At 72.3% G+C, this 13,966-nt stretch carries 13 protein-coding genes; 12 read left to right on the top strand and 1 reads right to left on the bottom strand.

The annotated features are described in order from the left end of the window. Positions 1 to 481 precede the first annotated feature (481 nt). Positions 482 to 1,699, top strand: a complete 1,218-nt coding sequence (locus SOM13_RS12945; RefSeq protein ID WP_320479949.1) for an FHA domain-containing protein — start codon at positions 482 to 484, stop codon at positions 1,697 to 1,699. Between the two features lie 189 nt (positions 1,700 to 1,888). After that, a complete protein-coding gene (locus tag SOM13_RS12940) occupies positions 1,889 to 2,689 on the top strand; it encodes a hypothetical protein (RefSeq protein ID WP_320479948.1) in 801 nt (266 codons plus the stop codon). 3 nt (positions 2,690 to 2,692) lie between these two features. Here the strand turns inward: SOM13_RS12940 and SOM13_RS12935 are convergent, their stop codons facing one another. Continuing rightward, positions 2,693 to 3,745: an asparaginase gene (locus tag SOM13_RS12935; RefSeq protein WP_192058084.1), complete on the bottom strand. Its 1,053-nt coding sequence runs from the start codon at positions 3,743 to 3,745 to the stop codon at positions 2,693 to 2,695. 45 nt (positions 3,746 to 3,790) lie between these two features. Between SOM13_RS12935 and SOM13_RS12930 the strand changes: the two genes are divergently transcribed. The 10 genes from SOM13_RS12930 (at position 3,791) to SOM13_RS12885 (ending at position 13,962) form a co-directional block, all read left to right on the top strand. Further along, positions 3,791 to 4,270 (top strand): OsmC family protein, encoded by a 480-nt coding sequence (locus SOM13_RS12930; RefSeq protein WP_192058082.1) that lies wholly within the window; start codon positions 3,791 to 3,793, stop codon positions 4,268 to 4,270. A gap of 186 nt (positions 4,271 to 4,456) precedes the next feature. Beyond that, a complete protein-coding gene (locus SOM13_RS12925) occupies positions 4,457 to 5,023 on the top strand; it encodes an FKBP-type peptidyl-prolyl cis-trans isomerase (RefSeq protein ID WP_192058080.1) in 567 nt (188 codons plus the stop codon). Between the two features lie 31 nt (positions 5,024 to 5,054). After that, the gene (locus SOM13_RS12920; protein ID WP_320479947.1) at positions 5,055 to 6,068 is read left to right on the top strand and encodes an FKBP-type peptidyl-prolyl cis-trans isomerase; all 1,014 of its coding nucleotides are present in this window, start codon (positions 5,055 to 5,057) and stop codon (positions 6,066 to 6,068) included. 99 nt (positions 6,069 to 6,167) lie between these two features. Further along, complete coding sequence (gene dxr, locus SOM13_RS12915) at positions 6,168 to 7,244, top strand: 1-deoxy-D-xylulose-5-phosphate reductoisomerase (RefSeq protein WP_192058076.1); 1,077 nt, start codon at positions 6,168 to 6,170, stop codon at positions 7,242 to 7,244. A 138-nt stretch (positions 7,245 to 7,382) separates the two neighbouring features. Then, the gene (locus SOM13_RS12910) at positions 7,383 to 8,717 is read left to right on the top strand and encodes a site-2 protease family protein (RefSeq protein ID WP_320479946.1); all 1,335 of its coding nucleotides are present in this window, start codon (positions 7,383 to 7,385) and stop codon (positions 8,715 to 8,717) included. A gap of 41 nt (positions 8,718 to 8,758) precedes the next feature. Further along, complete coding sequence (gene ispG / locus SOM13_RS12905; protein WP_182501110.1) at positions 8,759 to 9,907, top strand: flavodoxin-dependent (E)-4-hydroxy-3-methylbut-2-enyl-diphosphate synthase; 1,149 nt, start codon at positions 8,759 to 8,761, stop codon at positions 9,905 to 9,907. A gap of 230 nt (positions 9,908 to 10,137) precedes the next feature. Beyond that, positions 10,138 to 11,061, top strand: a complete 924-nt coding sequence (locus SOM13_RS12900; RefSeq protein WP_320479945.1) for a MetQ/NlpA family ABC transporter substrate-binding protein — start codon at positions 10,138 to 10,140, stop codon at positions 11,059 to 11,061. Between the two features lie 79 nt (positions 11,062 to 11,140). Next, the gene (locus SOM13_RS12895) at positions 11,141 to 12,178 is read left to right on the top strand and encodes a methionine ABC transporter ATP-binding protein (protein WP_192058072.1); all 1,038 of its coding nucleotides are present in this window, start codon (positions 11,141 to 11,143) and stop codon (positions 12,176 to 12,178) included. A gap of 1 nt (position 12,179) precedes the next feature. Further along, positions 12,180 to 12,839 carry a methionine ABC transporter permease gene (locus SOM13_RS12890; RefSeq protein ID WP_192058070.1) on the top strand — a complete coding sequence of 220 codons (660 nt, stop codon included), beginning with the start codon at positions 12,180 to 12,182 and terminating at the stop codon, positions 12,837 to 12,839. A gap of 91 nt (positions 12,840 to 12,930) precedes the next feature. After that, the gene (locus SOM13_RS12885; protein WP_320479944.1) at positions 12,931 to 13,962 is read left to right on the top strand and encodes a MoxR family ATPase; all 1,032 of its coding nucleotides are present in this window, start codon (positions 12,931 to 12,933) and stop codon (positions 13,960 to 13,962) included. Positions 13,963 to 13,966 lie beyond the last annotated feature (4 nt).

The raw sequence follows: 13,966 nt of genomic DNA, 5'->3' as shown, positions 1-13,966 counted from the left end.
TGTCGCCGACCCGGCGGACTCCCGCCCTCCTGCCTGGCGGCTGCAGTCGCCTGCGCGTCCGGCCGCTACGGATCGTCCCTGGTGGGTCCACGACACGACGGCGGATGCCCTCGACGAGGCCCCGTCGGTCTCCGACGACCTCGCTCCCTCGGCGTCGGACCCGGTGCCGGTCTGGCGCGACGGCTCTCCGGAGGCGTCCGCCGACCGTGAGGCGGAGCATGCGGCGGCGAGTGCCGCAGCGGCCGCGGAGGACGCCGCCGCCGCGACAGCGTCGGAGGAGTCGCGACAGGCAGGCGGTCCGAGCGCCGTCGGCGGCGGTGCCGCTCCGGTGACGCCCCGGCCGGCGCCTCTTCGCGAGCCGTCGCCTCGTGGCGACGACGCCTCACGTCCGCAGACGGCCCCGCTCTGGACGGCGTCGTTGACCCCGGTGTCCTCTCGGACGGATGTCCCGGTCGTCGACGGAGGAGGCACCGGTGGCGCCGTGGCCTCGTCGCCTGGGGAGTCGGCCGACGCGGACTCCGCCACGAGCGACCCCGCGGACGCGCCGGAGATCGAAGCGACGGAGATCGGGGGAGCGGCGCCGGAGTCCGCCCCCGTGTCCGCCGATGCCGGCAGGAGCGGAACGACCGGCGACGTCGCGGACGTCGCGTCCGACGACGCCCCGTCCGAAGCCCATCCGACCGGCATGACCGCCGCTGATGCCGCGGACGACACCCCGGCCGCCGCCGACCCGGCTGACGCCCGGTCCGTCGACGCCGGCTCGCCCGTCGCGAGCGCCCCCGGCCTCGGTTCCACCGGTGCGCATTCCACCGACGACCGCCCGGTGACGGACGACGTCGTCCCCGGGCCGGGGGACACCGTCCGTGTCGAGCCGATCGCCGATTCCACCCTCAGCCCGCGGGACTCCGGCGCCGCCCCCGTCCCCCTCGTGGAGCCGGGCACCGCTTCCGCTGCGGAGCGCTGCACGGAATGCGGCGCCGAGATCCACGAGGACGACATCTTCTGCGGCGTCTGCGGCGCCGTGGTGGCCTCCGTCGCGTTGTCGTTCACGGGGCCGATCGTCCCGCTCTCGCGACGGAGCCCGCTCGACGGCGACGATCGCCCCGCCGAGGTCGTCGTCGCCCCTGAGATGCGGTCCGCCCTGGTCGACGGCCCGTCCCGGGCCGACCAGCCGGAGCAGCGGTCGGAGCCGCAGCAGCGGTTCGAGGCGGAGCAGCAGCAGTCCGAGCCGGAGACGGACCACGAGCGTCCGTCCACGCAGCATCTGCCGCCGGTACCCGAACCCGCCTGGGGTCCCCGACGGCCCGCCGCGCCGACAGCGGCCGACGACGAGGACGTCGACGAGACCCGCCTGGTCCGTCGCGGACCGACCGGATCGCCCTTCGTGCTGCAGTTCAGCACCGGCGAGAGCTTCACCGTCGACGGTTCGGGGCTCGTCGGGCGGGCTCCCACCCCGCAGCCCGGGGAGTCCTTCGATCAGCTCGTGCGCATCGTCGATCCGGGCCGGTCGGTCTCGAAGACGCACCTCGAATTCGGTCAGGACGACGGGCACCTCTGGCTCAGCGACCGCTGGTCGGGCAACGGCACCATCGTCCGTCCGCACGGCGAACCCGCCCGCAGGCTGGAGCCCGGCACCCGGGTGCGGGTGAGCCGGGGGAGTCGCGTCGACATCGGCGAGCAGTTCTTCGTCGTCGGCTGACCCCTCCCCGGCGCCGACCCCTCCCCGGCGGCGCCGACCCCGCGGTTCTCCACAAGCGCTCTCCGACAGCGCCCGCGGAGGCGGGGCCGCGTGGTCTCGTGAGGTGTGAGCCTCGCCGAACCCCCGCCTCCTCGACGGACGATCGTGCTCCCCGCCGCGCCACCGCGGCCCCGGGCCAGGCGTCCGCCGGTGCACGCGGCGGGCGTCGCGATCGTCGCCTCGATCGTCGTCGGCGTGAGCGGCTCGGTGCCGGTGACCGCGGTCGCCGCATCGGCCGTCGCCGTCGTCGCAGCGGTCGTCGGCGTCTGGTCGGTCGTCGAACTCGTCGGCGCCCCGGCTCGGATCCGACACGGGCGGCGCCGCTTCGAGGTGGCGATCGCCTCCGTCGAGCGGACGATCCGCGAGCTGCACAGGCTCGAGCTGGCCGAACTGCATCAGAGGTTCCCCGGCAGCGCCGCCGTGGCTCGGGCCGGTCGTGACGTGATCGACGCGACCTCCGGTGCCGGGGCGACCCGCGCCTCCGGGGCGACGCCGTACCTCGTCCTGGGCCGGGGCGCCGTCGAGAGCTCCCTGCGGACGACGACGCCGCCCGAACCGCGAGTCCCGGTTCGACGCGTCGGGTCGGCCGACGATCCGGCGGCTCTGGCCGACATCCGACGACTCGTCGACGAGGCGGCCACCCTCGCCGACGGTCCGCTCTGCGTCGAGGCGCGCGGCTCCGTCGGGATCGTCGGTCCGATCGTCCTGGCGCGGGCGGCGGCCCAGGGGTATCTCCTGCAGGCCCGCCGACTGGGAGCGGCCTCGCTCGAGGTGCGTCATGGTCGGACGAGCGCCGACGTCGGACGGGTCGACGTGCTCGTCGTGATCGGGGCCGATGCCAGGGCGCAGGTCGTCAGGCGCGACGGCCGACCCTGCCGGGTGGCGGTCGATCTCGACCTCGTGTCGATCCGCGACCCCGTCGACGGGTGGCCGGGAGCGGGCTCGTGCTGACCCTCAGGCCCGTCCGCCGACGAGTGCGTCCGAGAGGCGGATGCGACCGACGTCGCGGCCGGCGCCGAGCACGCGCTCGCTCGTCGCCTCCACGACGGATCCGGCGGCGTCCGCATCGACGGCGCCCTGGCCGACGAGCAGATGCAGCGCCACCATCGTCGCGGCTCGCAGATTGCCGTCGAGGATCTTCACGGCCGTGCCGATGCCGTCGAGGGTGCCCATCACCAGGACGCCCTCCGCTCCGAGCTTCGCGAAGAGCCCGAGCTCGTCGATGGCCACGGTGTTCGCCCGGCCCGGTCCGTCGAGGGCCCAGGCATCGGCGAGCACGGCCTCGACCAGGAGGCGCGCGTCGGGATCCGCGTCGGAGGGCGTCGACCCGGTGCCGGTCGCGACCCCCGCCGAGCCGGCCACGACCGCCACGGCACGCGCGAGCCCGGCGATCGTGGTCGCGAACACGGGTGCGCCGCAGCCGTCGACGCCGGCGTGGTCGACGACCTCGCCGGTGAACTCCGAGACGGTCTCGCGTGTCGCGCGCTGCAGCGGGTGGTCCAGATCGGTGTAGGTGGTCGGGTCCCAGCCGTTCTCGGCGCAGGCCAGCAGGAACGCCGCGTGCTTGCCCGAGCAATTCATGGCCATCCGCCGTGCCCCGTCGGCACGGCGTGCGCTCGCGCGGTCGCCCGGCCAGTCGGGCGGGCAGAGCAGGTCGTCCTCCGAGCTGCCCGAGCGTGCGAGCAGCTCGGCGACCACGGCGAGGTGCTCGGCCGTGCCCGCGTGGCTCGCGGTGGAGAGGACGGCCTGGGGGCCGGCGAGGGCCACGCCGGACCGCATGACGGTCAGGGCCTGCAGCGGCTTGAGGCACGAACGCGGGTAGATCGACGCACCGACGTCGCCGACCTCCCTCAGCACCGATCCCGCGGCGTCGACCACGATGCCCGCCCCGAGGTGACGACTCTCGTCGAGACCCGATCGCGTCAGGACGGCCAGCTCGACGCTGCCGTCGACCGTGAGGGGTCTGCGGGTGGACGACGATGGGGCGAGGAGGCGCGGGTCGGTCATGATGGGGAGTGTACCGAGACCGTCGGCACCGACCGAGGAGGACCCATGCTCGACCACGACTACGCCGTCGACCTGCGCTGGACGGGAGCCCGGGACGTCGGGACGGTCTCGTACCGGTCGTACGGGCGCGACAACACCCTGAGCGCCGACGGCAAGCTGCACGACATCGCCGCGTCCGCCGACCGGACGTTCCACGGCGACGCCGACCGCTGGAACCCCGAGGAGATGCTGCTCGGCGCGCTCGCGCAGTGCCACCTGCTCAGCTACCTCCACGTCGCCGCCACCGACGGGGTCGTCGTCGTGGCCTACGAGGACGCCGCCGTCGGTCGCATGACCCAGACCGCCGACGGCGGGGGCCGGTTCACCTCGGTCACGCTCCGCCCCGTGGTCACGGTCGCCGAGGCGGGAATGGCCGACCGTGCCCTCGCCCTGCACGCCGACGCCGCCCGGAAGTGCTTCATCGCCTCGTCCGTCGCGTTCCCGGTCGACCACGAGCCGCGCATCGTGGTGGCCTCGCAGCCCTAGCCGCGCAGCCCTGGCCGCGCGGCTCCAGCCGCGCAGTCGCGCAGCAGCCCAGCCGCGCACCCGCACACCCGCCCGCAACCGCGAACGGCTCCCAGGCGCCCCGTCGGGAGCGTGCGGCACAATGGTCGTCGTCGCGGCGCCGTCACCGGCACCGTCCGATCCCCGCCCTCAGACCGAGAGATCCCCATGCGCCGTCCCCTCGCCCTCCTCGCCGTTCCCGCCCTCGTGTTCGCGCTCGCCGCCTGCGGCGGCACCGACGCCGGTGAGGAGTCCAGCGCCGGCGGCGCGGCGACGCCCAGCGCGTCGGCCACCTCCGAGGCCCCGCTGCGCGCCACGGGCGAGCCGCAGGACCCGACGCCCGGGTTCCCGACGGTCGAGCTCGCCGACGACGGCGCGCCCACCGTGACCGTCCCCGAGACCGACCCGCCGACCGACCTGCAGGTCGAGGTGCTTAAGAAGGGCGACGGCCCCGTCGTCGAGGACGGCGCCACGGTCACCGTCCAGTACGAGGGCGTCGTCTGGCAGACCGGCGAGACCTTCGACTCGAGCTGGCAGCGCGGCGAGCCCGCCACGTTCGGCACGGGTCAGGTCATCACCGGCTTCGCCGAGGGCATGGTCGGTCAGACCGTCGGCTCGCAGACCATCGTCTCGATCCCGCCGGCCGACGGCTACGGCGACAACGTGCCCCAGGGCGCCGCCTTCACGGCCACCGACACCCTGGTGTTCGTGATCGACATCCTCGCCGTCTCCTGACCCGGCGCGACCCCGTCCCCGGCTGCCCCTCGTGACCGACCCCGCCCGCGCCTCCTCGGCCCACCCGTCCGCTCGGCGGAGGTCGAGGCGCGCGGCGGTCTGGGCGGCGCCTGTCGTCGCCCTGCTGCTGGCGGGCTGCACGACCGATGCCGAGCCCGCGCCGACCGACCAGCCCTCGGCGTCGGCGGCCCCCACCACCTGCCTCGAGTCCGGCCCCGAGTCCGACTCGATCGAGGTCGGCGGCGTCTTCGGCGAGAAGCCGACCGTCGAGCTGCCGTCGCCGGTGACGGCCGAACGCAGTCAGCAGACCGTCGTCGTGCCCGGCGACGGGCCGACCACCGAGGTCGGCGACGTGGTGCGGGTGGCCATCACGGTCTTCGATGCGCAGTCGGGCGCCGAGCTGAGCACGGCGGGTTACACGGGCGGGTCGGGCGAGCAGCTCACGATCAGCGGCGACTTCTACGTGCCCGGCATCGAGGGGGCCCTCTCGTGCGCGAAGGCCGGCTCCCGCACGGTCACCGTCGCGTCGGCGGCCGACATGCAGCCCGGCTCGCCGGGCACGGACGCACCGAACCCCGCGGCGATCATCGTCGTCGACACGTTCTCGATCGTCCCGACCCGTGCGACGGGTGAGGCGCGGCCTGCCGAGCAGGGCTTCCCCGACGTCGCCCTGGCCGACGACGGTCGCCCCACGGTGACGATCCCCGACGCCGACCCGCCGATCGACCTCCGCATCGAGGTGCTGAAGAAGGGCGACGGAGAGGTCGTCCCCGATCCGGCGAACGTCACCGTGCAGTACCAGGGCGTCAACTGGCGGACGGGCGAGGTCTTCGACGAGAGCTGGGGCCGCGGCACCGTCGCGACGTTCTCGACCGACCAGGTGGTGACGGGCTTCGCCGAGGCGATGATCGGCCAGACCGTAGGGTCGCAGGTCGTCGTCATCGTGCCGCCCGCCGACGGCTACGGCGAGGAGGGCGAACCGGGCTCCGGCATCGAGCCGACCGACACCCTCGTGTTCGTCATCGACATCCTCGCCGTCGCCTGAGCACCAGCCCGATCGGCCGGCACCCCCGACCCGCAGCACCCCCGACGCCCCGACGCCCCGACCCGCCGAGCCCGGGCGCCTCGGGCCTAGGGTGGCCTCATGCGACGCATCACCATCCTCGGCTCCACCGGTTCGATCGGCGTCCAGGCGCTCGACGTGATCGAGAAGAACCCGCAGCTGTTCGACGTGGTCGGTCTCTCGGCCGGCACCAACCGGGCCCTCGTCGCCGAGCAGGCCGCCCGCTTCGGCGTCGAGCACGTCGCCCTCGGCACCGACGAGTCGGTCGCGCTGGTCCGCGACGTCGAGGCCGACGTCGTGCTGAACGGCATCACGGGCTCCGTCGGCCTCGCGCCGACCCTCGCCGCGCTCGACTCGGGGGCGACGCTCGCCCTGGCGAACAAGGAGAGCCTGATCGTCGGGGGAGACCTCGTCCGCGAGCGGGCCCGACCGGGCCAGATCGTGCCGGTCGACTCGGAGCACTCGGCGATCGCGCAGGCCCTCCGGTCCGGTGCGTCGTCCGAGGTCAGGCGCCTGGTGCTGACGGCGTCGGGCGGGCCCTTCCGGGGTCGTTCGCGGGCGTCGCTCGCCGACGTCACGCCGGCCGAGGCCCTGGCCCACCCCACCTGGGACATGGGTCTGGTCGTCACGACCAACTCGTCGACGATGGTGAACAAGGGTCTCGAGGTGATCGAGGCGCACCTCCTCTTCGACGTCGACTACGACGACATCGACGTCACCGTGCACCCGCAGTCGATCGTGCACTCGATGGTCGAGTTCGTCGACGGCTCGACGATCGCCCAGGCGTCGCCGCCCGACATGCGACTCCCGATCTCGCTCGGGCTGGCGTGGCCCGACCGCGTCGCGGGGGTGGGTCGACCCCTCGACTGGACCACCGCCTCCTCGTGGACCTTCGAGCCCCTCGACGCCGAGGCGTTCCCCGCCGTCGAGCTCGCGAAGCAGGTGGGCCGGGCGGGCGCGACGTTCCCGGCGGTCTTCAACGCCGCGAACGAGCAGGCCGTGCTGGCGTTCCACGAGGGTCGTGTGGGGTACCTCGGCATCCTCGACACCGTCCGCGAGGTGGTCGACCGGCACGACGCGGGCCCCAGCACCCTCGAGGGCGTGCTCGAGGCCGAGCGCTGGGCGCGCGCCGAGGCGGACGCGCTGCTCGCCGGCTAGCCTCCGCCCGTCCTGCGGGGCGAGGCAGGGCGAGGGGAGGCGGGGCGAGGCGGAGCCGAGGAGGCGCGGCGCGAGTTCCCAGCATCGCCAGGGCGGTCCCGTGGTCGCTTCCCGGCTCGGCACGGCTACCCTTGCCCGGTGCTCACCGTTCTGCTCTTCATCGTCGGCGTCCTGATCATGGTCGTCGGCCTCGCCGTGTCGATCGCCCTGCACGAGGTCGGTCACCTCGTCCCGGCGAAGCGGTTCGGCGTGAAGGTCGGGCAGTACATGATCGGCTTCGGTCCGACCCTCTTCTCGCGCACGAGGGGCGAGACGCAGTACGGCGTCAAGGCCCTGCCGCTCGGCGGCTACATCTCGATGTCGGGGATGTTCCCGCCGGCGAAGAACGGCGAGGCCGGTCGGGCATCCAGCACCGGGTTCTTCCAGACGCTCGTCCAGGACGCCCGGACGGCCAGCGCCGAGACCATCGACGAGGGCGACGAAGAGCGCACGTTCTACCGGCTGCCCGTCTACAAGCGGGTCATCATCATGCTCGGCGGGCCGACCATGAACCTGCTCATCGCGGTCGTGCTGTTCGGCGTCGTCCTCTGCGGGTTCGGGGTGGCGCGCGAGAGCACGACCGTGGGTCTCGTCAACGAGTGCGTCCTCCCCGCGGGGTCGACGGCGACCTCGTGCCCCGCCGACGCCACACCGGCGCCCGCGTTCGCGGCCGGCCTCCGCAACGGCGACCGCATCGTGTCGATCGACGGCGAGACCATGAGCGACGGCGACCAGATCGCCGCCGTGCTGCGCGACTCCGCCGACACGACCCTCGACGTGGTCGTCGACCGCGACGGATCCGAGCAGACGCTCGAGGTGACCCCGACCCTCTCCGAGCGGTACGTCGTCGACGAGAGCACCGGTCAGTACGAGGAGGCCGCCGACGGCACCCCGGTGACGCGCGAGGTCGGCTTCGTCGGCATCGGGTTCGCGACCGAGACCGCGCGGCAGCCCGTGACCGCCGTGCTGCCCGCCGTGTGGAACAACGTCACGCACGTCGTCGACCTGATCATCCACCTGCCGCAGCGACTCGTCGGCGTCGCCGAGGCGGCCTTCGGCGGCGGGGAGCGCGACGCCAACGGGCCGGTCAGCGTCGTCGGCGTGGGGCGGATGGCCGGCGAGATCGTCAGCCTCGACTCGGTGCCGATCGTCGACCGGGCCGCCTACGTGGTCAACCTGCTCGCGAGTCTGAACGTGGCGCTCTTCGTCTTCAACCTCATCCCGCTGATGCCGCTCGACGGCGGTCACATCGCCGGCGCGCTCGTCGAGGCCGTCCGCCGGGGCTTCGCGAAGCTCTTCCGCCGACCCGACCCCGGGCCCGTCGACACGGCCAGGGTGATCCCGTTGACCTTCGCCGTCGTGATCCTCCTCGGGGGCATGAGCGTGCTGCTCATCTACGCGGACATCGTGAACCCGATCGATCTGTTCGGCTGACGGTCACTCGGCGCCCAGCGCCGAGGTTTACGATTGGGCTCGTGCCAGCAGTCAATCTCGGAATGCCGAAGGTCCCCGAAGTCCTCGCCCCGCGCCGCAAGACGCGGCAGATCAAGGTGGGCAAGGTCCTCGTGGGCGGTGACGCCCCGGTCAGCGTGCAGTCGATGACCACCACGCCGACTCCCAACATCAACGCCACGTTGCAGCAGATCGCCGAGCTCACGGCGAGCGGCTGCGACATCGTCCGTGTCGCCGTGCCCAGTCGCGATGACGCCGAGGCCCTTCCGATCATCGCGAAGAAGAGCCAGATCCCGGTCATCGCCGACATCCACTTCCAGCCGAACTACGTGTACCAGGCGATCGACGCCGGCTGCGCGGCGGTCCGGGTGAACCCGGGCAACATCCGCAAGTTCGACGACCAGGTCGGCAAGATCGCGGCGGCGGCGAAGGCGGCCGGCGTCTCGATCCGGATCGGCGTCAACGCGGGGTCGCTCGAGCCGAGCATCCTCCAGAAGTACGGCAAGGCGACCCCCGAGGCGCTCGTCGAGTCCGCCGTCTGGGAGGCCTCGCTCTTCGAAGAGCACGACTTCCACGACTTCAAGATCTCGGTCAAGCACAACGACCCGATCGTCATGGTCAAGGCCTACCGTCAGCTCGCCGAGCGCGGTGACTGGCCGCTGCACCTCGGCGTGACCGAGGCGGGCCCCGAGTTCCAGGGCACGATCAAGTCCGCCACGGCGTTCGGCATCCTGCTGGGCGAGGGCATCGGCGACACCATCCGCGTCAGCCTCAGCGCGCCGCCCGCGCAAGAGGTCAAGGTCGGTCTGCAGATCCTCCAGTCGCTCAACCTGCGCGAGCGCAAGCTCGAGATCGTCAGCTGCCCCAGCTGCGGTCGCGCCCAGGTCGACGTCTACAAGCTGGCCAACGACGTCACTGATGGCCTCGAGGGCATGACCGTGCCCCTGCGTGTCGCCGTCATGGGCTGCGTCGTGAACGGCCCGGGCGAGGCCCGCGAGGCCGACCTCGGCGTCGCCTCCGGCAACGGCAAGGGCCAGATCTTCGTCAAGGGCGAGGTCATCAAGACCGTCCCCGAGTCCGAGATCGTCCAGACCCTGATCGACGAGGCGAACCGTCTCGCAGCCGAGATGCCCCCGGGCGAGACCGGGTCACCGCAGGTGCTGACCGTCTAGACGCGAGCCACGGGGTGCCAGGCGCCCCTGCCGAGGAGGCGCGGTGCAGGTCGACCTGCACCGCGCCTCCTCGGCGTCCCGGCCCGACGACGCCACCGCTCGCCGTCGCATGTGTCGCCGTGTGACCCCCGCGTGGGCGGGTGCCGCCCCGGTGCGTCATCATGGATGTGCCTCGATGGTCCGCACAGCAGCCGGCCTCGGGGCTTCCCTGTGCCATCGAGAGGATCCCCATGACCGACGCCACCCCCCTGATCGACGCCCCGAAGAAGGGCCCGGGCCGCCTCATCGCGATCATCGTCGTCGTCGTGCTCGTGCTGGCCGCCGTCGGCATCGGCTTCGCCGTCTCGCGGGGCGGATCGGGCGACGAGACCGTGCGCATCGGCGTCGTCGGCAAGAGCGACCCGTACTGGCAGACGTTCGTCGACGCGGCCGCCGACGAGGGCATCGACGTCGAGCTCGTCGACTTCGGCAGCTACGAGCAGCCGAACCCCGCGCTGACCGAGGGCGAGGTCGACCTCAACCAGTTCCAGCACATCGTGTACCTGGCGCAGTACGACGTCGCGGCCGATGCGGACCTCGTGCCGATCGGCTCGACGGCCATCTACCCGCTGCCGCTGTACTCCGAGCAGTACACCGACGTCAGCGACTTCCAGAAGGGCGACACCATCGCCGTCCCGGACGACGCCAGCAACCTGGCGCGGTCGCTGCTCGTGCTCCAGTCGAACGGCCTGATCGAGCTGAAGGGCGGCGGCGACGCCTTCTCGGGCATCAACGACATCGACACCGAGGCCTCGACCGTCCAGGTCACGCCGGTCGCCGCCGACCTGGCCGCCACGTCGCTCCCGGACTTCGACGGGGCGATCATCAACAACGAGTACGCCACGAAGGCCGGTCTCTCGTCGGAGGACGTCATCGCGCAGGACGACCCCAACGACCCGGCCGCGCTGCCCTACGTCAACGTCTTCGCCGCCCGTGCGGCCGACGAGGACGACGAGACCTACAAGAAGCTCGTCGAGATCTATCAGGACACCCAGTCGGTCACCGACGGCGTCGTCGAGAACTCGGGCGGCACCGCCGTGACCGTCAAGGTGCCGGTCGCCGACCTCCAGTCGTCGCTCGACGACACGCGAGAGCTCGTCGAGCAGAACGGCTGACGCCGCCCTCGACCCCGTCCGACCCGTGTGCCGTTCCGGTGCGCGGGTCGGCTCCGTTCCCCCCGTGACGAGGAGACCCATGCCCGCCATCACCCTGACCGACGTCGTCAAGACGTATCCGCCCCGAGAGAAGGGCGCGGCTCCGCTGACGGCGGTCGACGGCGTCAGTCTCGAGATCGCCGACGGCGAGATCTTCGGCATCATCGGGTACTCGGGGGCGGGCAAGAGCACGCTCGTGCGACTGATCAACGCCCTGGAGCCCACCACGAGCGGGCGGATCGAGATCGACGGGTCGCCGATCACCGGTCTGTCCGAGCGGCAGCTCCGGGTGAAGCGGGCCGGCATCGGCATGATCTTCCAGCAGTTCAACCTCTTCTCGTCGAAGACGGTCTGGGGCAACGTCGAGTTCCCGTTGAAGGCGGCGGGCGTGCCGAAGGCCGAGCACCAGCGGCGGATCAGCGATCTGCTGCACTTCGTCGGGCTGGCCGACAAGGCACACGCCCGCCCCGATCAGCTCTCGGGCGGGCAGAAGCAGCGCGTCGGCATCGCCCGGGCACTGGCGACGTCGCCGGGCATCCTGCTCGCCGACGAGGCGACCAGCGCCCTCGACCCCGAGACCACCCAGGAGGTGCTGGGGCTGCTGCGACGCGTCAACGCCGAGCTCGGCATCACCATCGTGGTGATCACCCACGAGATGGACGTCATCAAGTCGATCGCCGATCGGGTCGCGGTCATGGACCGGGGCCGCGTCGTCGAGATCGGCGAGACCTTCGACGTGTTCTCGTCGCCGCGCGAGACGTCGACGAGGCGGTTCGTGTCGACGGTGGTGGCGGGCGCCCCCGCCGGAGACGAGCTCTCGGCGCTGCGCGCCCGGCACCCCGGTCGACTCGTGACCGTGCGGGTCTCCGAGGGCGGGGTCGACCAGGGGCACGTCTTCGGTGTGCTCGCGCGGCACTCCGTCGCGTTCGAGATCGTCTACGGCGGCATCGACGAGATCGCCGGTCGCACGTTCGGCACGCTGACGCTCGCCCTGTCGGGGGCGCCCTCGTCGGTCGACGACGCCCTCGCCGACCTCGGACCGGCCGCGACCGAGCTCGCGACCCCGGAAGGACGCTGACATGGACTCCCTGATCGAACTCCAGCCCCTGCTCTGGCAGGCCGCCTACGAGACCGTCTACATCGTCGCGCTGACCCTGCTCTTCGGCGGCATCGGCGGACTCGTGCTGGGTCTCGCCCTCTACCTGACGCGCGGGGGAGCGCTGTTCGCGAACCGGGTCGTCTTCGGCGTGCTCAACGTGGTGGTCAACGTCTTCCGTCCCATCCCGTTCATCATCTTCCTGGCCGCCGCGCAGCCGCTGGCCCGGGTGGCCGTCGGCAGCGGGGTCGGCAACGCGGCGATCATCTTCACCCTGTCGCTCGCGGCGTCGTTCGCGATCTCCCGCATCGTCGAGCAGAACCTGCTGACGGTGCAGCCCGGTGTGATCGAGGCCGCCCGGGCCGCCGGAGCCGGACCGTTCCGCATCATCCGGAGCATCATCCTGCCCGAGGCGCTCGGGCCGCTGGTGCTCGGCTACACGTTCATCTTCGTCGCGCTGGTCGACATGTCCGCGGTCGCGGGCTACGTCGGCGGCGGCGGACTCGGAGCCTTCGCCCTGCTCTACGGCTACCGCCAGTTCGACCCGGTGGTCACCTGGGCGGCCGTCCTCCTGATCATCGTGCTCGTGCAGCTGGTGCAGTTCCTCGGGAACACCCTCGCCCGCAAGGCGCTGCGCCGCTGACCCGGCGGGTGTCGGCGGCGTCCCATGGCGGTCGTCCGCGATCGGTGATCCACCCGGCGGGCATGTCGGCGGCCTGGTTTACAGTGGGCGGGTGACGGACACGACGACGCCCCCGCCTCCTGCTCCCGCCCGGGGTCCGATCGCTCCGGCCGAGCTCGAGCGGGCCCGGGACGTCGTGGGGGCCGTCTCGAAGGCGTTCTCCCGCAAGGTCGTCGGGCAGACGTCGCTCCGCGACACCTTGCTCATCGCCCTGCTCACGGGCGGGCACGTGCTGCTCGAGAGCGTCCCGGGTCTCGCCAAGACGACCGCCGCGCAGACCCTGGCGCAGTCCGTCGCCGCGAGCTTCACGCGCATCCAGTGCACACCCGATCTGCTGCCCAGCGACATCACGGGCACGCAGATCTACGACGCCCAGCAGTCCACCTTCGTCACGCGCCTGGGGCCCGTCCACTCGAACTTCGTCCTCCTCGACGAGATCAACCGCTCGAGCGCCAAGACCCAGAGCGCCATGCTCGAGGCCATGCAAGAGCGGCAGACGAGCATCGGCGGCGTCGTGCACAGGCTGCCGCATCCGTTCCTGGTGCTGGCCACCCAGAACCCCATCGAGCAGGAGGGTACGTACCAGCTGCCCGAGGCCCAGCTCGACCGGTTCCTCCTCAAAGAGGTGCTCGACTACCCGTCACCGGCCGAAGAGGCCGAGATCATCCGTCGCATCGAGGCGGGCGTCTACGACGAGGCGACACCCGAGCCGCGATCCGGGGTCTCCCTCGAGGACGTCGTGTTCCTGCAGGGGCTGGCGAAACGGGTCTACGTCGACCCCTCGATCGTCAACTACATCGTCCAGCTCGTCTACGTGACCCGCCACCCGCAGCAGTACCTGCCGGGCAGCCTCGCCGACTACATCGAGTTCGGGGCGAGCCCCCGCGGCAGCATCGCGTTCACGCAGGCCGCGAGGGCGCTGGCCCTGCTGCACGGCCGCGACTACGTCATCCCCGAAGACGTCAAGCACCTCCGCCACGGGGTGCTGCGGCACCGCGTCATCCTCGGCTACGAGGCCGCCGCCGACGAGATCGCGCCCGAGACGATCATCGACGCGGTCTTCGCCGCCGTCCAGACCCCCTGACGAC

The sequence above is a fragment of the Frigoribacterium sp. CFBP9030 genome, assembly GCF_034045195.1.
Taxonomy (GTDB): domain Bacteria; phylum Actinomycetota; class Actinomycetes; order Actinomycetales; family Microbacteriaceae; genus Frigoribacterium.
Note: the sequence above shows the minus strand (reverse complement) of the source record. Positions and strands in the feature narration are given on the sequence as shown.